Below are 18,059 nucleotides of genomic sequence, written 5' to 3'. Positions count from 1 at the left end.
AGCGCAAGACACGGTTGCCGGTCATCCCCGTTGCCCTGAAAACGATCACCAACTGAACGCTTGACCTGCAATTATGAGTCCATTTTGACGCGACTTGTGACTAAAGTCCCTACAAACCGGCTGGACGGTTGGCTGAAAATAGTTTTATGGACGAAGGAGTTGATGGAATACACGTTCTCGGATCGGAGTCCGCCGGTCGGATGATCGAGGCGTCGACGATCATCGTCCTGGGTGCGCTCTGTGCCGTCGTCACAGGTTCGGGCGTGTTTTTTGTTCTCGGATCGATTGGTGGATTTGCCCGACTGCTCTACCTGGTTGTGCGGGCGCCGATCAACTCTTGCTCGGTACCGGGTTCGAATTTCGAACTGGCACCTTCGAGAACGTCATGTGGTCGTTGATGCTCCCGAACGTCGAGTGAAGTCGATCGAGGATGTAGTTCTGCCGCATGTTCCAGGGTGACTTAGATCCCTGCTTCGGGAACTGTTCAACCGCGCGCATTACATACCCCGACGCCAGGTCCAGGATCGGCCGCTGGTCCATGTCTTCGGTCGCGTGCGGCACACACTTCGAGTAGCCGCGCTTGTCCATCTCGGTCAGTAGTCGGCACACGTACATCGACGTGAGATCGGCTCGCAGAGTCCACGAGGCATTGGTGTATCCGACGCACATTGCGAAGTTCGGTACGTCGCTGATCATCATGCCCTTGTAGACGTAACGATCACCGAGGGTGACGGGTTGGCCGTCCACTTCGATCGACATTCCGCCGCACGCTTCCATCTTCAATCCTGTTGCAGTGACGATGATGTCAGCGTCGAGTTCACGTCCTGACGCGAGCCGAATCCCGGTCTCGGTGAAGGTGTCGATGTGATCGGTCTCGATCGAAGCCTTCCCAGATCGGAGGGCTTTGAACAAATCGCCGTCCGGTACGACGCACAAGCGCTGGTCCCAGGGATCGTAGGTGGGAGTGAAGTGGGGATCGAGTGGGATCTCGTCCGGGAGTTGGCGACTGATCGCGAGGTTCAGCAGCCTCTTTGCGCGCGCCGGACTACGTCGGCACAGTTGGTAGAAACTCAGGTTCACTACGACGCTCTTCCATCGAGCGATGCTGTGCGCGAGTTGATTCGGCAATATCGCACGGATGGTGTCCGACACCTTGTCGCTGGACGGCAGCGCCAGAATGTATGTCGGTGATCGCTGGAGCATCGTGACGTGGCTTGCGTCCCGAGACATCGTGGGGACCAAAGTGACTGCGGTGGCGCCGCTTCCGATCACAACGACCTTCTTGTCGGAGTAATCGAGTTCTTCGGGCCAGAACTGCGGGTGCACCACCTCGCCGGCAAACGATTCGCGTCCGGGGAAGTCGGGGGTGTATCCGCCCTCGTAGCTGTAGTAACCACTGCAGAGATACAGGAAGTTGCAGGTCAGTATTTCGTCTTCGCCGTCGGTCGTCACGGTGACTGTCCACGTCGAGTCCGCTGACGACCAGGATGCTGCCGTCACCTTCCGGTTGTACCGAATCTTCTTGTCGATCCCGTTTTCGCGAGCGGTATCGCGCACGTACCGGAGGATCGAATCACCGTCGGCAATTGCTTTGGCATCTGTCCACGGGCGAAACGGATAGCCGAGCGTGAACATGTCGGAATCTGAACGGATACCGGGGTATTTGAAGAGGTCCCAGGTTCCGCCACTGTTCGCACGAGCCTCGAGGATTGCGTACGACTTACCGGGCAGTTCGGTCTGGAGTCGATACGCAGCACCGATGCCGGACAAGCCGGCGCCGACGATCAGGACATCGAGGTGTTCAGTGCTCATCAGTTCGGACTCCGTATCGATCGCGTGGTCACCCGCAGAGTAGTGTTCGTTCATCACACTACTGAACAATGCTCAGTAAGGCGAGGATGTCCACGTGATCGTTGGCGGCCGGATCGCCGCGCACAGGGGTTTACCTGCGGCGTCGGTGAGGCCGAGATCTCCGTGGAGCACACCGGAACCGTCCGCCTCGTCAACGACGTGCTCGGGGATCGCATCGAGCATCAGCTTTGCGCGTCGGAACATCTCGAACGTCTGGTCCTCGGATACCGTCACCCAGGACAGGTAGATGAAGCGTCCGCCCGGTTTGCCCTGGATGTATGGTCCGAGAATGTCCCAGGGACCTGGCTTTCTCTCGAGGTTCGCGGCCAGTTCCCACCGCGCTGTCTCGGTGTCTCCCGGTACGAGGTCGAGGATTTCGTGGGGCTTGCCCCGGCGCTGGACGCCGACGTGGATGTTGCTCCGTCCTTCGAAGGTTGCGGTTTCGGAACAATCCCGTCCGGGCAGGCTGTGACCGGTGATGATGATCTGCATATCGACATCATGCTCTGCACGGGTCGGGAGGGGTTGGCGTGGTGAGTCGTTCGGGTAGAGGCGTTGTTGCGGCCGCGGTGGCGAGCATGCTGTTGTCGAGTCTTGTGGTGGTGTCTGATGTTGCCGTGGCGACGGCGGACGAACCGGAAGTCGCGGGTACGTTGGAATCGCACGAACTGCTCTCCGCAGCCCTTCCAGTCGGTACCGGTGCAGCGGAGCGAGTTGTCTATCGGACTCTGCGAACTGCCAACAGGTGGGGAGAGTCGTCAGGGTCGGTGTTTCTACCGGAAGGTGCGCCACCGATCGGTGGCTGGCCCGTCATCTCCTACGCCCACGGAACTCTGGGCAGTGCGGATCAGTGTGCGCCGTCGTCAACCGGATTCGGTCCCGGGGAGATCGAACCGATCGAACGCTGGTTGGGCCAGGGGTACGCAGTTGTCGCTACCGACTACTCGGGTCTGGGCACCGACGGGGTATTGGCGTATCTCGACGGGCATGCCGCCGGTGCGAATGCCGTCGACATCGTGCAGGCCGCACACGAGTTGTACGGGAACGTGCTGAGCCCGCGGTGGATGGTCGTAGGTCTGTCCGAAGGTGGTCACGCGACGTACTTTGCGGGACACGAGGCCACTTCTCGTGCACCGGAATTGGATTTCCGCGGCTCGGTTGTTGTTGCAGGACCCACACACATGGAAGGTCTGTTCCCGTTGGGGGGACCGCTGTTTCCCGACATAGGCATCACTGGATTAGTGGGGTACGCGCTGTATGCCCTGGCTGGAATCGACGATCAACGACCCGAAGAGAATATTCGCGAGGTTCTCTCGCCCCAGGGAATCGAGTGGATGGAAAAGGCGCGATCTCTGTGCGCCGGGGATCTCGGCCGACAAATTCGAGCCGAGCGAATCCAGTTGGGCTCGTTGTTCTCTCGGTCGGTATGGACGCCGCGCATGTACGATCTGTTCCGCGAGATGATGCAGGTGCCGGGCGACGGATACGACCGACCACTACGTGTGGTGCAGAGTCTTTCGGACACGACGGTTCCCGTCGCGCTCACCTGGGCGCAATTGTTCGATATGCGAACGCGAGGAACGCAATTCGAGTATCAGGAGCTCAACGGGATCAGTCACGGCCAAACGACGGTCGCTTCGATGGACCAGACCATGGAGTTCATCGATCGATCGATGAGGTGATGTTTTGGTGGTGTGGTTGTCTGGTTGTCTGGTTGTTCAGTGCATTCGCCGCGGGCCGTAGTCGTGGCCGCCGTTGGCGAACCACACGATTGCCGCAATCGCGTACAGGATGCAGACGAGGAGTAGCAGCCCGCCTGCGATCCACAGTGAAATCTGACCGAGTCGTTTCACTCGATCGGACGCGTACCGCGATCCGGCGACATCGCCGTCGGCCCACAAGGGATACACGTTGAAGGCGTGCGTGAAGGCGGCGAAGGAGAGCGGCCAGAAGAACAGCAGCGAGACCACTGCCCAACCCGCATTGACGGGCGGTCGAATCGGGTGCTGAGGAACGGATTGCTGGACGGTGGGTTGATCCGGGTTGGTCATGGGGGCTCCTGACATGAGGTGGCCCTTTCGACGCTACTGCCATGGAGCTGAAGAATCACTGAGTGTGCACGATCAGCCGTAATGCCAGTCGCGATCCATCCGTCGGAAGTACGGAAAGAGTGTGGCCTCCTCGAAATCGAGGTGCGACTGCATATGATCCGCCAATTCGGAGATTGCGGCGTGTGCCCGATTGACCGTGGAGGATTCGGTGCTCAGCGCGAGTGACGCACGCTTGGCTTCCGACACGATCTCCCCGACAAGCTTGTGTTCTGCCTGCAGTCGTTCGACCGCAGGGGCCAACTCGGGAAAGTTCCTGGTCATTACCGGGAACATACGTTGATCTTCGATGGTGTGGTGCAGAGTCAGCGTGTTGCAGTAGAAGTCGCAGTTGACCCGTAGTTGCCAGACGAAATCCGCGATCGTCAGATTGTCGATCATTTCGGGTATCCGAGTCAGATCGGCGGTTTCGTCCGACAACAGTTGCAGGGCTTTCTCGAGTACCTCGATATCGGCTCGCAGAGGTTCGTGAACCTGACGTAGCTGTTCGATCATCCTCAGACCGGCAACTGTTGCCGTGTTGTGCGAATGAGGGGCGTTCACGTCAGCGCAACTCGATCCCGCTCCGCGAGCATCCTCGCTACCGGCAGGACGTCCTTCGCTGCCATCTCGATACGTTCGAATACCTCGGGGTTGAGGATAGTCGTTCCGTCGAAATCACCGGAGCTGAGATAGATCCCGACCGGAGCGGTCAGCGCTTGGAAGAAAGCGAACAGTGGCCGCAGGGCATGGTCCAACACGAGAGCATGGCGGTCGCTGCCACCTGTCGCAGCAAGAATCACCGGAGTGTTGGCAAGCGCGTACTGGTCCACGAGATCGAAGAAATGCTTGAACATTCCCGTGTACGAGCCGCGGAACACCGGTGACGCCGCGATGACGATATCGGCGGACTCGACTGCTGCCAGCGCTTCGGCGGTCACTGAGTCGACGTGATCGCGATCCAGAGCAGATGCAAGACCTGGAATCAGATCCACGATCTCGAAAACTCGTGTGTCGATCTGCTCTAAGTCTCCCAAGGTTTCGACGATCAGGTCGACGAGGGCACGAGTCTTGGTGGGTTTTTGAAGGTTGCCGACAACGGCAACAATTTTGAGCGGTGTGCTCATCGAAACTCCTATTTTTGGGACGACTTCAGTGATTCGATTTCCTTACGCACAACGGGGGCTACTTCGGTGCCGAGGATCTCGATCGCACGCAGCATGTCCTTCTGTGGCACGTTGCCGAACCCCATCTGGATCATGATGCGGTCATGATGGAACAGTTCGTACTGCGCCATCGTCTTGTCGATGATTTCTTGCGGGCCGCCGAGGAAGAACGCACCCGCGGTGGTTGCCTGCGCCTCGTATGCCCTGCGCGGCATGGGAACTCCGTTTCCCCGCTGATGATGATTCTGCATCCACCCGGCCTGGAAGTACGGGTACGACGTGTCGAGTGCCGTTTGCTTCGAGGTATCGACAAATCCTGGCGAAGCAATCGAGACAGCGAGCCTCTTCGGATCGTGTCCGAACTCCGCTGCAGCCCTGCGGTACAGATCGACGAACGGTTCGAACTGTTGGTAACTTCCACCGATGATGGCCAGTGAGAGGGGCAGGCCCAGTTTCGCGGCACGGACGACAGAGGCCGGAGTACCTCCGACTGCGATCCACACCGGAATCTGACGGTCCGGGCGGGGCGTCACGTCACCGTCGATCAGTGGTGCGCGAAGTTGTCCTTCCCAGTTGATCGGGTTCTCGTCGCGCAGTTTCAGTAGTAGATCGAGCTTTTCGGCGAAGAGTTCGTTGTACTGGGACAGGTCGTACCCGAAAAGCGGAAATGACTCCGTGTACGAACCTCGGCCGGCAATGATCTCGGCACGGCCTTCGGAAAGCAGGTCAACTGTCGCGAACTGTTGGAACACACGTACGGGATCGTCGGAACTGAGCACAGTTACGGCACTGGACAGCTTGATGTTGTCGGTAGCCTGAGCCATTGCCGCGAGCACAACTGCAGGGGCCGAGACTGCGAAGTCGGTACGATGGTGCTCGCCGACGCCGAAGACATCGAGTCCAACCTGATCGGCGACGGTTGCTTGCTCCACCAAATGGCGAAGGTGTACACCGGGATTCATCATCGCGCCGGTTGTGGGGTTTGGGGTGAGTTCACCGAAATGGTAGACGCCCAATTCGAAAGCCATGTTGTTCTCGCTATCTGTTCGTGGGAGTGATGGAAAGTTGATCGACGTGCGCATCGCATGTGCCGCCTTGATTCGTGTGATGTGCGGCAAGTCGGGAGAAGAAGCGTTCGAGTACCGGAAGCTCCTCGGTTTCAATGAGATCGGAGAAGTATTCGGCGATTCCTCGTGTATGTATGGCGGACGCTTTTCGAAGTGTCTTCTTGCCTGCAGGCGTCATCGATACCGTCACGACGCGTCGATCGTTGTCCGGTCGAACGCGCTCGGCCAGTCCTGCCTCGACCAATCGATCGACGACGCGCGTCACGCCACTGGTGGTGACCAATACCAGTTCGGCCAGATCGCCCATTCGGATCGTGTTTCCCGGAGCTTCGTGCAGTCGGAGTAGAACGTCGTACTGGCCAAGGGTGAGACCGGTGGTGGTTCGAAGGTCCGCCTCCATCTTGCCGAGGATGACGCTGTGGGAGACGACGAGGTCGCGCCACACGCGACCACGTACGTGTTCATCAGTTGTCATCGGTGACGCCCTCCATTTATTTGCGATCGCAAGTATTGCTTACTCAAGTAATACGTTCGCGACGGTCGATCCATTCCCTGCTTGGGTTTTTGCTGGCCGGAAAGCATTGACTCGAACGCGTGTTCGAGTATGCTTTGAGGTGGGGATCGGGGGATTCAATGACTGTCTTGTTGTCGGATGTGGTGTCTGGTTCTGCGGTGGGGTTGCGCGGACGTCTGTGGCGGTTTTCTGCTGCTGAGTTGCGGGCTGCTGCGGTGTCGGCGAGTGCGGAGATTCTGCGCCTGGACGCCGTGCGGGTGGCAGTGGTGGACGAACTGTCGATGCGTTCCGATGATCAGGTGATTGCCAGTCGCGGTGTCGGTGCGTGGTTGGCGGCGAACACGATGTTGCAGGTTCGGGACGGGAAGAAGATCGCCGCCCTCGGTGCGGCGTTGCGGCCGTTTCCGGCAGTGGCAGCGAGATTTGATTGTGGGGATTGCTCGTTCGATCATGCGGTGTTGATCGTGGCGTTCTGTGAATCACCACCGAAAGGCATGCCTGAGGAAGCGCTACCGAAGTGCATCGACCTGTTGCTCGCTGCTGCGTCGGGGGTGGAGGCGACAACCACGAAGGTACGGCACGTCATCGCGACCTTGGAGCGGTTGTTCGAGTCCGATGAGATTCCGCCCGCCGAAGATGTCGATCGCAACGAGCTCCGGATCGCATCGACGTTGAACGGTCGGGTGGTGGTCCGCGGAGATTTCGACGCTCTCACCGGAGAAATGCTGTTGTCGGCGTTGTCGAATTTGACGATGCCGACCCCAGCGCCGGACGGAACGCCCGATGCCCGGTCCGCGGCGAAGCGAACCGCGGACGGGTTCACCGAACTGATCCGCCGCTATCTCGACTGCGCGAAGACCGGTACCGATGGTGGGCAACGTCCGCACGTGAACGTACACATCAACGCCCGCGACCTCGCCGAGCACCGCGACTGCGCCGCGACACCCTCCGATGATGGTGGGTTTGTGTCGGATCTCGACGTCGGACACATGCCATGGCTCGGGCCACTGTCCGTCTCGCAGACGAGGTTGTTGGGGTGCGACTGCTTCCTGTCGACGGTGTTGCTGGACGATCACGGCGCGCCGCTGGATGCGAGACCAGGAAAACGGTTGGTCACCGCCGAACAACGAGTCGCCCTGATCGCCCGAGACAAGGGCTGCGCGTTCCCAGGCTGTTCGTGTGTTCCGGCGTGGACCGACGCGCACCATATCCGGCACTGGGCGAACGGCGGGCCTACGGTGATGAACAACCTTGTCCTGCTGTGCCGCTCGCATCACCGTCTGATGCACCGGAAAACGGGGTTCGTCGGCAAGTGGTCGATTCGGATCGGCGTCGACAACAAACCGTGGTTCATCCCGCCGCCCTCGATCGACCCCGGGCAGCATCCCAGGCCGGCGAACACCACATTCAAAACCTGAGAACAGCTTCTCAGGCACAACAGAACACGGCCCAGCACCGCATCGAAGAGAACCTCGATGCGGTGCCAACAGGCCGTTGGGGAGACCAATCAGCGCTTCGAGCGCTTGTGGCGGTACATCTCGGCGTCGGCTGTATCCCAAGTCTCGGAAAGGCTTTGGGTCATGGAAAAGTCGGCTCGGCCGATCGAACAACAGACGTCGGCATTTCGGAACGACTTCTCCAGACACTCGACCAGGTAGTCGACGGCGCGTGGCTGTGTATCGGGCAGAACGATCCCGAATTCGTCCCCTCCCAACCGTGAAACTACTGCACCAGGGTGCGCGCATGCTGCCAAGATCTTGCCGGCCCTTTGAACGTATTCGTCGCCCGCGGCGTGACCGAGTTCGTCGTTGATGGTCTTCATACCGTCCAGATCGACGATGATGATAGATCCAGGGTCGGCGAATTGGCGGTACCGAGTTTGCTCGGCCTCGAGGATGCGGTTCCACCCGCGACGATTGAGAAGACCTGTCAGCGGGTCGGTCTCGGCATCGAGTTGCGCGGTTTCCGCCAGTCGTACTGACTGCGCGCGCTGATAGTCGACATCGAGAATGGTTCCGAGAAGTCGGCACAGGAGATTGAGGAGGGCCAGGTTGTCCTCGAGTGCGGAGTCGCCTGTACTCGGGTCGGCGCCACACAGAGTGCCGAAGAGACTGCCGTCATTGTGGAGGATTGGGATGCTGACGTATGCGCCAATGCCTTCCCACCTGTCATCTCGGGAAAGTGCGCGCACGAGTGCGCGATTTGATGAGACGGGCGGCGCATTTCCGAGTACTACCTCGCTGCACATGGTGTTTGGCCAAGCCCGGGTCTCGCCGACTTCGATGTGAAGTGGGTTGGGTGAGACGGTGAGAAAGATTTGATTGGACCCGTCGAACCGCGTGATCGACCACAGTGCTAGCGGAAGATATTCGTCGAGATAAGACACGACCGAGCGACTTGCGTCGTCGAAATTCGTCAGAGGTGGCAAGAGTGGCAACATCGGGATGGTGCGCGCCTGGCCGTGCGGCATTTTTGACCTCCTGATCGACCCTAGGATTCTGTCGATGTTCAGGCTCTTGGTCCCGCGTGCGACAAATCTTCCTCGAACAGTCTGCCTCGAGAATCCTCGCGATTGCTGAAAGTGTGCTGTGATTCTTCCGACCGCGGGGCCGTTGATTCGACGTGGCCAGCTAATCTTCCGGTATGGAGCTGGCGCGTGGGGCGAACACAGTCATTGACGGAACTTCATTGAAAGTGGCGGTGAGCGGTAGCGCCCCGGGCACGGTGGATCTGATGGTGTTCCAGCTCGATGATCGCAACAAAGTGCGCGATGACGCGGATTTCATCTTCTTCAATCAGCCGGTCTCACCCGAAGGTGCGGTGCGCTTGGAGTCCGGCGGCGTCATTGAAATCGACATCGCAAGGTTGCCTGCTGACATACACCAGCTGAGTGTTGCCGTGGCGTTGGATGCGGCGGCAAACGGAACCCTTTCTGCAGTCCGTGACATGGGCGTCGTGGTGGAACAGGCCGGTTCCGTCGCGATTGTGGCTCCGGCTTTGGGTTTGACGACCGAGAGAGCGGCGGTCCTCGTCGAGATCTATCGCCGCGGCGCGGGGTGGAAGCTGCGGAACGTGTCAGCCGGCTGGGACAGCGGATTGGCAGATCTGGTAACAGCATTCGGCGTTTCTGTCGACGAGGAACCGCAGACCCAACCTGCCGGGTCCACTGAATCGGCAGACGGAATTCGGAGCGTGCCTGACGAGGCGAAACTCTCGATGGTGAAGCGTGAAAAGCTGGACCTCCGCAAGCGCGAAGTGGCCAAGGTCCTGCTGACCAAGGGCGGCAAAGGAATTCGCGCACGGGTGGTCCTGGTGATCGACAAAACCGGAAGTATGGCCAAGCAGTACCGCACCAGGGTGGTTCACCGCGTTGTCGAACGCATGGTCCCCGTTGCGATCCAACTCGATGACGACGGCAAACTCGAGCCTTACTTGTACGCAGTCAGCTTCCTCAAGCTTCCCGAGATCTCTGTCCATGACGCGGAAGAGTGGTCGGATACCTACCTGCACTTGCGCGGCTCGCACGGCGGATTCAACTACGACAAGATCGGCGCCGCGAATCGTGAAGTGCCGATCATGACAGAGATACTCTCCGGCCTGACCCGTGGTTCGGCCCCTACGCTTGTTCTGTTCTTCACCGACGGCGGCTTCAGTGAGCGGAAGGAAATCACGAAATTGATGCGCGAAGCGTCTGGGCTCCCGGCATTTTGGCAGTTCGTCGGAATCGGCAAGGCCAACTACGGAGTGCTGGAGAAGCTCGACGACCTCGACGGCAGGGTGATCGACAACGCCGGATTCTTCGCTCTGGACGACATCGACACCGTCGACGACGCCCAGTTGTACACCCGTTTGCTGAGTGAGTTCCCGGATTGGCACAAGGCGGCTGTGGCCGCAGGCATCACGAAGTCGTGATTCAGCTGGTCGAAACCAGCTGCGGTGCATTCTCTTTCAAGAACTCGTCGATGAAAGTCCAGGTGGAATCTCGAGCGGTGGGACCGGCAACGAGACCGAGGTGACTGCCCGACGCCTCCTCGAATCGAACTGACGGCGCTCCGGTCAGGACCGAAGTGATCGCCTCTGCCGAAGCGATGGGTGCGATCACATCAGTGGTGCCGCCGATCGCGAGAACGGGGACCTTCAGTGCGGACAGTTTGATCTCACGTCCGGCAAGTGTGATGGCATCGTTGAAGAGGTTGTTGCCGAGCATGAGTTGTTCGCAGATCTGCTGAAATGCTTTGCCCGGGTATCCAGGCATTGCCGCCATGAAATTGTCGATCGATTCCATGCGAGCCAGAGTCTCGGTGTCGTGGAGGTTGCGCACGATGAACCACGGTTTGAGGACTTCACGTTGCAAAGCCGTCACCTTGTAGCTCGCCTGAACGAGTGGAGCGGGTAGTCCGCCTACGAGATTGGTCGCCGACGTAAGTGGCGTGTCACCGGTGTATTTGCCGATCAGCCTCAACGGGCTGATGGCGGGAATCTTCGTGTAGTCGATCGGTGTGCCGATCGCGGTGATCGACGCGACCGGCAGATCGGGGTGAGCGGAGCTCGTGAGTAGAGACATGGTCCCGCCGAGACTCCACCCGATCACGGAAACGGCAGCGCCGTCATGCAGATCCGATATGGAGCGGATCGCTTCGGGGATGATGTCGTCGACCCAGGCCTCGAATCCCATTCCGCGGTCGGAGTACCGCATGGTTCCGTAGTCGAGAAGATAGGGAGTGTTGCCGCCGCCGAGTAGGTGGGCAGCGAGGCTCTGGCCTGGACGAAGGTCGTAGCAATCGGCGGAAACTGCGAGGGGCGGCACGAGAAGAACCGGCTTGCCCTTCGGTGTCCACAATGCACCGAAGCGATATAGATCGCGGTGTGGGCCTTCGCTGATCAGTACGGAGGGGGTGCGTTCGGCCTTCTCGACGCCGTCGCCGAACGAGAGTCCCCACGCGTTGCGCGCTGCGGTGTCCAGCGTCGGACGCCACGTCGCGATCAAGCCACTGATATCCAGCACTGGTTCCCCTCGGAGTCGAATCGGCTGACGGCCGAGTCGGCCGCACTCGGTGTATGTTACCTGCCTTCACATACATCGACGTCTGGGGTGCAGAAACCCAGCTCGGCAACGGAGCCACCGTGCCGAGCTGGGTCGATCGGTAATAATCAAGCCGGGATGATCAAGCCCGTCGCGGCAGTGGCCGTTGCGTAGCGCTGTGCGACGTCTTCCCAGTTGATGACATTCCAGTAGGCCTTCACGTAGTCGGCCTTGACGTTCTTGTACTGCAGGTAGAACGCGTGCTCCCACATGTCGAGCATGAGCAGTGGAACGATGCCGATGCTGATGTTGCCTTGCTGATCGGTGAGCTGCTCGATGACCAGTCGCTTCCCGATCGTGTCGTAGGCGAGCACCGCCCAGCCGGAACCCTGCAAAGTGGTTGCTACAGCGGAGAAGTGGTTGACGAATGCGTCGAAGGAGCCGAAGTGCTCGTCGATCGCGGCTGCCAACTCGCCTTCCGGCCGCTCACCACCGTTGGGGGAGAGATTCTTCCAGAAGATGGAGTGATTGGTGTGGCCGCCGAGGTGAAAGGCGAGGTTTTTGCTGAGTAGCGGTGCCTTCGCGGTAATCGTGCCGTCTTCACGGGCAGCAGCCAACTGCTCGATTGCGCTGTTGGCGCCCGCCACGTAGGTGGCGTGGTGCTTGCTGTGGTGCAGTTCCATGATCTCGCCGGAGATATGGGGCTCGAGAGCGGCGTAGTCGTAATCCAGCTCGGGGAGAACGTATTCAGTCATGTGACGTGCCTTCCTTTGAGGAGATGTTGTGAGGGGACAGGTTTCTGTAGGTTCGATCGTGATAGACCAGTGGCTCCGAAACCTGCTGCGGATAAATGACGTCGACTACGCGTGCGGTGACAATCACTGCGGATCCACACGTTGTGGCATTCAAGGGAACTGCGCGCAGGGCATGGCCCGTCCCATGCAGGAAAGGTTCACCGGTCGGCAGTAACGACCAAGGCATGTCGTCCCCGAAGCGCACAGCGCCGCGGGTCGCGAACGTGGCAGCCAGTCGCTCGTTTGCCGAATTTGCCAGGTGAACAACAAAACTGCGGGCGGAAGCAATGACTCTGGCAGAACCTCGCAACGACTGCAGTGAGAACGCCAGAACCGCCGGATCGGCGCTGATCGAAATCAGCGACGACGACGTGATTCCGGCCGGGCCGTCGTCGCCCGTTGCCGTGATGATCGAGACGCCGGCGGGATGGTTCCGGAACGCCTCGACGAAGGAGCTTCGGATGGACAGCTCCGAATCAACGGGGCCGTCCGAAACAGATTGGGCGCCAACCAGTTTTGTGGTCACTCCTCACCCCTCTTCTGCCTCGGTTTTCTGTCGTTGCACTGTCTTGTGCAATACCGACGTTAAAACCTCGAGTGCAGTTGAGGTCAAGGTGCTGTGGCGGACCTCACTGTCCGAGCTTGGTTGCCAGACGTTCCATGTATCCGACAACCTCTTCGGGGCCTTTGTCCGGAGTGCCGAACATTGCTTCGGTGACACCGATGTCTGCCCAGTGGGCGAGCTTCTCCGGGTCGGGTTTGCCTGCCAGGACTGTTATTTCAGGCTCGCCGACCCTACCTTCTTCGGCCCAGATCTTTCGAAGCAGTTCTACGTTTCCGTCGATCTCCTGCTCGATGGGCGTGGTGATCCAACCGTCGGCAGACTTGGCGATCCACTTGAAAGTCTTCTCGTTGCCGCCACCTCCCAGGAGGATGGGCGGACGGGGTTTCTGAACAGGCTTGGGCCAGGCCCAACTTGGCCCGTACTTCACGAATTGGCCGTCGTACGAAGCTTCTTCCTTCGACCACAGTTCTCCCATGGCTTCGAGGTACTCACGGAGTGCGGTCCGGCGTTTGTTGGGCGGTACGCCGTGGTCTGCGAGTTCCTCTGCATTCCAGCCGAATCCGACGCCGAAAACCACGCGACCGTCGGAGAGATGGTCCAGCGATGCGATGGTTTTCGCGAGAGTGATCGGATCGTGTTCGAGGGGGAGGGCCACGGACGTACCCAACCGGATGGTGCTCGTGACCGACGCCGCGGTACTCAGGGCGACCCAGGGGTCGAGTGTGCGCATGTAACGGTCGTCGGGCAATTCTGCCGACTGGGTTCCGGGGTGATCGGAATCCCTCGACACCGGGATGTGAGTGTGCTCCGGAACGTAGAAGGCGTCGAATCCATTCGCCTCGGCAGCCTTTGCCGCCTCGGCGGGGCGGATGCCGCGATCACTGGTGAACAGGCTGAGTCCGTAGCGCACTGGTTCTCCTTCGATGGTCCGTCAAAAAACTGTAACCTGTTCCAGGATTGTTCGGATAGGTTTCCGGCCGAGTTAAATCGATTGCCGACGTGGCCGAGGTCGTGGTGAACTCGTGCGGACTTGTTGTGTGAGGTTGTGGGCCGGATAGGTTGGGGCCGAGCGGTTGGACAAGGTGGGCACCGTGGATGTAGTAGAGATGAATCGGTTGTCGTGGAATGCGGCGACTGTCGCTCACAACAGCCACAAAGGAGACCAGGCACAGTTCTTTCGCAACGGCGGGTCGACCCTGTTTCCGGAAGAGGTGGCGCTGCTCGGCGAGATTGCAGGCTCCTCAATTCTGCATTTGCAGTGCAATTCCGGTCAGGATTCGTTGAGTTTGGCGGCCCTCGGTGCCAATGTGACCGGCGTCGACCTCTCGGATTCCGCGATCGACTTCGCCCGAACCTTGTCCGCGGATTCCGGCATTGCCGCCGAGTTCGAGCGAGCGGATGTATCTGGATGGCTCCGCGAAGCCGCCGCCGCCCGGAGAAAGTTCGACCGAGTCTTTTCTTCCTACGGGACTGTGATCTGGTTACCCGATCTCGACGAGTGGGCCGAGGGGATTGCCGGTGTTCTGGCGCCTGACAGTCGATTCGTTCTGGTGGAGTTTCATCCATTTGCCATGTGTTTCGACGAGAAGTGGTCGCTGACATACCCGTACGGAGGCGGGACCCCGGTGACCGAACCCGGTGGCGTAGGCGACTACGTGGCAGATTCAGTCGATCTTGTCTTGCCGGGTGCTCCGGGAGGTGGAATCGCGAATTTCGAAAATCCCTTCCCCTCATGTGAATTCAACTGGTCTATTGCCGAGGTACTCGGCGCGTTGCGGCGGGCCGGACTGCTGCTCGAGTCCTTCGATGAGTACCCGTACGCCAACGGCTGGCAAGGATTCGAGGAGATGGCCGAACTCGGCGGCAAGCGCTGGGGAGTCCCGGCCGGACGTCCCGAGCTTCCGCTGATGTATTCGCTGTCCGTTCGCTTGGCAGGCTGACGCCTATTTCCCCCGCAGTTGCGGGTAATTGACGACACAGGTACTAATTACCCCCATGCCCACGACGCCACTGACACGACGCATCGCCGTCGACCTGTGCCGTCTTGGTGCTCACTGCTGTTGCTGTTGATTCCTTCCGACTCTCCTGAGTGAGAATGGCGCCTCCCTGTGCGCCTTCGTCCTTGCGTATGCACTTGCAGCTGCATATGTGCCGGAATTTCCGTACGTCGAGGAAGAACAGCGATGTCGACTTCTGTCGAAGCAAAAGAACCAACACCGGCCTCGGAATCGAACCGTGAGCCGCGTCGGCCGTGGGCTTCGAGTGTGACCACCGTAGGACTTCCAGTGCTTTCGGTGATCGCATTCTTGGCGCTGTGGCAGGTCGCGGCAGCCAGCGGGACCTGGAGTGAGACCTTCGTGCCGTTTCCGAGCACGGTCTGGCATGCCGTCGTCAACACGATGACCACACATGACGGAGTGCGGGGCTACCAGGGGTATTTGCTCTGGGAGCACCTTTACATGACGCTGCGAAGGGTGCTGGTCGGTGTGATCATCGGCGTCGGATTGGGCGTCATTCTCGGATTGGCCATGGGATCGGTGTCATGGCTGCGGATTCTGCTCGAACCGTGGTTGACGTTCCTTCGCGCACTGCCGCCCTTGGCGTACTTCTTCCTGCTGGTGATCTGGCTGGGAATCGACGAGGCGCCAAAGATTACATTGCTGGCGCTCGCTGCTCTCCCGCCCGCAGCAGTGGCCACCACAGCTGCTGTCGTCGCGGCGCCCGTCGGGCTGGTCGAAGCGGTCAGAGCGTTGGGAGCTTCACGGGCACAAGTGATCCGAGACGTCGTCGTCCCGTCGGCCTTGCCGGAAACTTTCACCGGAATTCGGCTGTCGGTGGGTATGGCGTACTCGTCGGTGGTCGCAGCCGAACTGTTCAACGGCATCCCTGGAATCGGCGGAATGGTCAAGGATGCAAGCAATTACAACAACACACCGGTTGTGCTGGTGGGGATCTTCGCCATCGGATTCTCCGGCCTGATCATCGACGGACTGCTGCGGGCTGCAGAGCGCCGCGCCGTTCCCTGGAGGGGAAAAGTATGAGTGACAATCAGAAACGCGCCAGCAGTAATCCGAAGCGCAGCAGTAATCTGACGCGCAATGAGGGCAAGGCTTCCCGGACGGCGTTCACGGTGCTGATCGGCGTCCTCGCACTGGTTCTCGGTGCGTGCTCGGTGGATCATTCCGGCCAGGATTCGTCCAAGGAAACGATTCGCATTGCCTACCAGTCTTTCCCGAGCGGCGATTTGATAGTCAAGAACAATCGGTGGCTCGAAGACGCGCTGCCCGAGTACAACGTGAAGTGGACGAAGTTCGATTCGGGAGCCGATATCAACACCGCCTTCATTGCCGGTGAAATCGACTTCGGTGCAATCGGTTCGAGTCCGGTTGCTCGTGGACTCTCGGCACCGCTGAACATTCCGTACCAGGTTGCGTTTGTTCTCGATGTGGCCGGTGACAACGAAGCTCTGGTGGCCCGCAACGCAACCGGAATCAAGACCGTGGCAGATCTGCGGGGCAAGAAAGTGGCCACGGCATTCGCGTCGACCGCTCACTACAGTCTGCTGGCGGCTCTGAACCAGGCCGGACTCAGCGCAGATGACGTCCAGTTGGTGGATCTCCAGCCGCAAGCATCACTCGCCGCCTGGCAGCGAGGTGACATCGACGCCGTCTACACCTGGCTGCCTACGCTCGACGAACTCCGCAAGGACGGAACACAGTTGATCGCCAGCCGCGAGCTGGCGACGGCGGGAAAGCCGACGCTGGACCTGGGTGTGGTGTCGACCGCGTTTGCGAAGGATCACCCCGAGATCGTCGATACCTGGCGCCAGGTTCAGGCCCGCGCGCTCACGACGATCGCCACTGACCCGAACGCGGCAGCGGAAGCTGTTGCCGCGCAATTGGGCGCCTCCAAGGAAGACGCGGCAGCGCAGCTGAAGCAGGGTGTGTTCCTCACTCCCGAGCAGATCTCCTCGCCGGAATGGCTGGGTACCCAGGGCGCTCCCGGAAATTTGGCAGTGAACCTGCAGAGTGCAGCGCAATTCCTGGCCGAGCAGAAGCAGATCGACAGTGTGCCTGATCTGACGGTGTTTCAGAATGCTCTCTATGTGAAGGGGCTTCCCGATGTCCTTGACCAGTAGCGTGACCGCACAGCAGGCGGTCGGAGGGTTCGCACCCGACCGCCCGGGCGCGATCAGAATCGACACCGTCTCACACAAATACGGCCACGGCCGAGAGTCCGTAACGGCGCTCGGACCGGTATCGATCGACGTCGCACCTGGTGAGTTCCTGGTCCTCGTCGGAGCGTCGGGTTGCGGCAAGAGCACCTTGCTGCGGTTGATTGCGGGATTCGAAAACCCATCCAGCGGAACGGTTCAGGTGTCGGGATCCGACCCGATCCCCGGGTCGAGTGCGGGAGTGGTGTTTCAGCAGCCGCGGCTCTTCCCGTGGAAGTCCGTAGGCGGCAACATCGGTCTGGCACTCAAATACGCCGGCGTTGCAAAGAGCGACCGCGGGCAAAGACGCGACGAACTCCTCGACCGCGTCGGGCTGGGCGGCACTGCGGACCGGCGAATCTGGGAGATCTCCGGCGGGCAGCAGCAGAGGGTGGCAATTGCCCGGGCCTTGGCGGCCGAAACGTCGTTGCTTCTGTTGGACGAGCCCTTTGCCGCGCTGGACGCCCTCACCCGCGAGCGTCTGCAGGAGGACCTCCGCAACGTCAGCGCCGAGTCCGGGCGAACGAGTGTCTTCGTCACTCACAGCGCCGACGAGGCAGCATTTCTCGGCTCCAGGGTCGTGGTCCTGACAAGCAGGCCGGGCAAGGTCGCGCTCGATCTGAAAATCGATCTGCCACGAACAGGCGTCGACCCTGACGACCTCCGCGGCTCACCCGAATATGCGGCATTCCGAGCCGAAGTCGGCCACGCCGTCAAGGTTGCGGCTGCAGCGTAGGTACCCTGCGCGTCGACTACCTGGCGACCGCGTCGATAATAGG

General features: G+C 60.1%; 19 protein-coding genes. 7 read left to right on the top strand and 12 right to left on the bottom strand.

The window, feature by feature from the left end; all coding sequences use genetic code 11:
- Positions 1-330 precede the first annotated feature (330 nt).
- Complete coding sequence (locus ACSW29_RS17200) at positions 331-1,812, bottom strand: flavin-containing monooxygenase (RefSeq protein ID WP_317825629.1); 1,482 nt, start codon at positions 1,810-1,812, stop codon at positions 331-333.
- A 72-nt stretch (positions 1,813-1,884) separates the two neighbouring features.
- A complete protein-coding gene (locus ACSW29_RS17195) occupies positions 1,885-2,343 on the bottom strand; it encodes a DUF5990 family protein (protein WP_448277818.1) in 459 nt (152 codons plus the stop codon).
- A 38-nt stretch (positions 2,344-2,381) separates the two neighbouring features.
- Here ACSW29_RS17195 and ACSW29_RS17190 point away from each other — a divergent pair, with 38 nt between their 5' ends.
- On the top strand, positions 2,382-3,533 hold the full coding sequence (locus tag ACSW29_RS17190; protein ID WP_448277817.1) for an alpha/beta hydrolase family protein: 1,152 nt from the start codon (positions 2,382-2,384) through the stop codon (positions 3,531-3,533).
- Between the two features lie 36 nt (positions 3,534-3,569).
- Here ACSW29_RS17190 and ACSW29_RS17185 read toward each other — a convergent pair whose 3' ends face one another.
- The 5 genes from ACSW29_RS17185 to ACSW29_RS17165 form a co-directional block, all read right to left on the bottom strand.
- On the bottom strand, positions 3,570-3,902 hold the full coding sequence (locus ACSW29_RS17185) for a CD225/dispanin family protein (protein ID WP_448277816.1): 333 nt from the start codon (positions 3,900-3,902) through the stop codon (positions 3,570-3,572).
- A gap of 72 nt (positions 3,903-3,974) precedes the next feature.
- Positions 3,975-4,502, bottom strand: coding sequence for a hemerythrin domain-containing protein (locus ACSW29_RS17180; RefSeq protein WP_042952845.1), 528 nt, complete (start codon positions 4,500-4,502; stop codon positions 3,975-3,977).
- The gene (msuE, locus tag ACSW29_RS17175; RefSeq protein ID WP_448277815.1) at positions 4,499-5,065 is read right to left on the bottom strand and encodes an FMN reductase; all 567 of its coding nucleotides are present in this window, start codon (positions 5,063-5,065) and stop codon (positions 4,499-4,501) included. The genes ACSW29_RS17180 and msuE overlap by 4 nt, the downstream gene beginning before the upstream one ends.
- 8 nt (positions 5,066-5,073) lie before the next feature.
- The gene (locus ACSW29_RS17170; RefSeq protein ID WP_448277814.1) at positions 5,074-6,132 is read right to left on the bottom strand and encodes an LLM class flavin-dependent oxidoreductase; all 1,059 of its coding nucleotides are present in this window, start codon (positions 6,130-6,132) and stop codon (positions 5,074-5,076) included.
- A gap of 10 nt (positions 6,133-6,142) precedes the next feature.
- Positions 6,143-6,646 carry a MarR family winged helix-turn-helix transcriptional regulator gene (locus ACSW29_RS17165; RefSeq protein ID WP_317825625.1) on the bottom strand — a complete coding sequence of 168 codons (504 nt, stop codon included), beginning with the start codon at positions 6,644-6,646 and terminating at the stop codon, positions 6,143-6,145.
- Positions 6,647-6,804: 158 nt separating this feature from the next.
- On the opposite strand from ACSW29_RS17165, the gene ACSW29_RS17160 reads away from it, so the two are divergent.
- Positions 6,805-8,103, top strand: coding sequence for a DUF222 domain-containing protein (locus ACSW29_RS17160; RefSeq protein WP_448277813.1), 1,299 nt, complete (start codon positions 6,805-6,807; stop codon positions 8,101-8,103).
- An 89-nt stretch (positions 8,104-8,192) separates the two neighbouring features.
- On the opposite strand, the gene ACSW29_RS17155 is transcribed toward ACSW29_RS17160, so the two are convergent.
- Positions 8,193-9,155: a sensor domain-containing diguanylate cyclase gene (locus ACSW29_RS17155; protein WP_230814720.1), complete on the bottom strand. Its 963-nt coding sequence runs from the start codon at positions 9,153-9,155 to the stop codon at positions 8,193-8,195.
- A gap of 173 nt (positions 9,156-9,328) precedes the next feature.
- On the opposite strand from ACSW29_RS17155, the gene ACSW29_RS17150 reads away from it, so the two are divergent.
- Positions 9,329-10,597 carry a vWA domain-containing protein gene (locus ACSW29_RS17150; RefSeq protein WP_317825623.1) on the top strand — a complete coding sequence of 423 codons (1,269 nt, stop codon included), beginning with the start codon at positions 9,329-9,331 and terminating at the stop codon, positions 10,595-10,597.
- A gap of 1 nt (position 10,598) precedes the next feature.
- Here ACSW29_RS17150 and ACSW29_RS17145 read toward each other — a convergent pair whose 3' ends face one another.
- The 4 genes from ACSW29_RS17145 to ACSW29_RS17130 form a co-directional block, all read right to left on the bottom strand.
- The gene (locus ACSW29_RS17145) at positions 10,599-11,690 is read right to left on the bottom strand and encodes an alpha/beta fold hydrolase (RefSeq protein WP_448277812.1); all 1,092 of its coding nucleotides are present in this window, start codon (positions 11,688-11,690) and stop codon (positions 10,599-10,601) included.
- Between the two features lie 146 nt (positions 11,691-11,836).
- Positions 11,837-12,463: a superoxide dismutase gene (locus ACSW29_RS17140; RefSeq protein ID WP_378446622.1), complete on the bottom strand. Its 627-nt coding sequence runs from the start codon at positions 12,461-12,463 to the stop codon at positions 11,837-11,839.
- Positions 12,456-13,028 carry a flavin reductase family protein gene (locus tag ACSW29_RS17135; protein ID WP_448277811.1) on the bottom strand — a complete coding sequence of 191 codons (573 nt, stop codon included), beginning with the start codon at positions 13,026-13,028 and terminating at the stop codon, positions 12,456-12,458. The genes ACSW29_RS17140 and ACSW29_RS17135 overlap by 8 nt, the downstream gene beginning before the upstream one ends.
- 103 nt (positions 13,029-13,131) lie before the next feature.
- Positions 13,132-13,977, bottom strand: coding sequence for an LLM class F420-dependent oxidoreductase (locus ACSW29_RS17130; protein ID WP_347874622.1), 846 nt, complete (start codon positions 13,975-13,977; stop codon positions 13,132-13,134).
- 181 nt (positions 13,978-14,158) lie between these two features.
- Between ACSW29_RS17130 and ACSW29_RS17125 the strand changes: the two genes are divergently transcribed.
- The 4 genes from ACSW29_RS17125 to ACSW29_RS17110 all read left to right on the top strand — a co-directional run bounded on the left by ACSW29_RS17125 (position 14,159) and on the right by ACSW29_RS17110 (position 18,016).
- Complete coding sequence (locus ACSW29_RS17125; RefSeq protein WP_448277810.1) at positions 14,159-15,007, top strand: class I SAM-dependent methyltransferase; 849 nt, start codon at positions 14,159-14,161, stop codon at positions 15,005-15,007.
- A gap of 243 nt (positions 15,008-15,250) precedes the next feature.
- Complete coding sequence (locus ACSW29_RS17120; protein WP_448277809.1) at positions 15,251-16,108, top strand: ABC transporter permease; 858 nt, start codon at positions 15,251-15,253, stop codon at positions 16,106-16,108.
- Positions 16,105-17,205: a taurine ABC transporter substrate-binding protein gene (locus tag ACSW29_RS17115; RefSeq protein ID WP_448277808.1), complete on the top strand. Its 1,101-nt coding sequence runs from the start codon at positions 16,105-16,107 to the stop codon at positions 17,203-17,205. The genes ACSW29_RS17120 and ACSW29_RS17115 overlap by 4 nt, the downstream gene beginning before the upstream one ends.
- Positions 17,189-18,016, top strand: coding sequence for an ABC transporter ATP-binding protein (locus ACSW29_RS17110; protein WP_448277807.1), 828 nt, complete (start codon positions 17,189-17,191; stop codon positions 18,014-18,016). The genes ACSW29_RS17115 and ACSW29_RS17110 overlap by 17 nt, the downstream gene beginning before the upstream one ends.
- Positions 18,017-18,059: the final 43 nt, after the last annotated feature.

Source organism: Rhodococcus sp. GB-02 (assembly GCF_053470465.1).
This window is presented reverse-complemented; position numbering and strand designations above follow the sequence as displayed.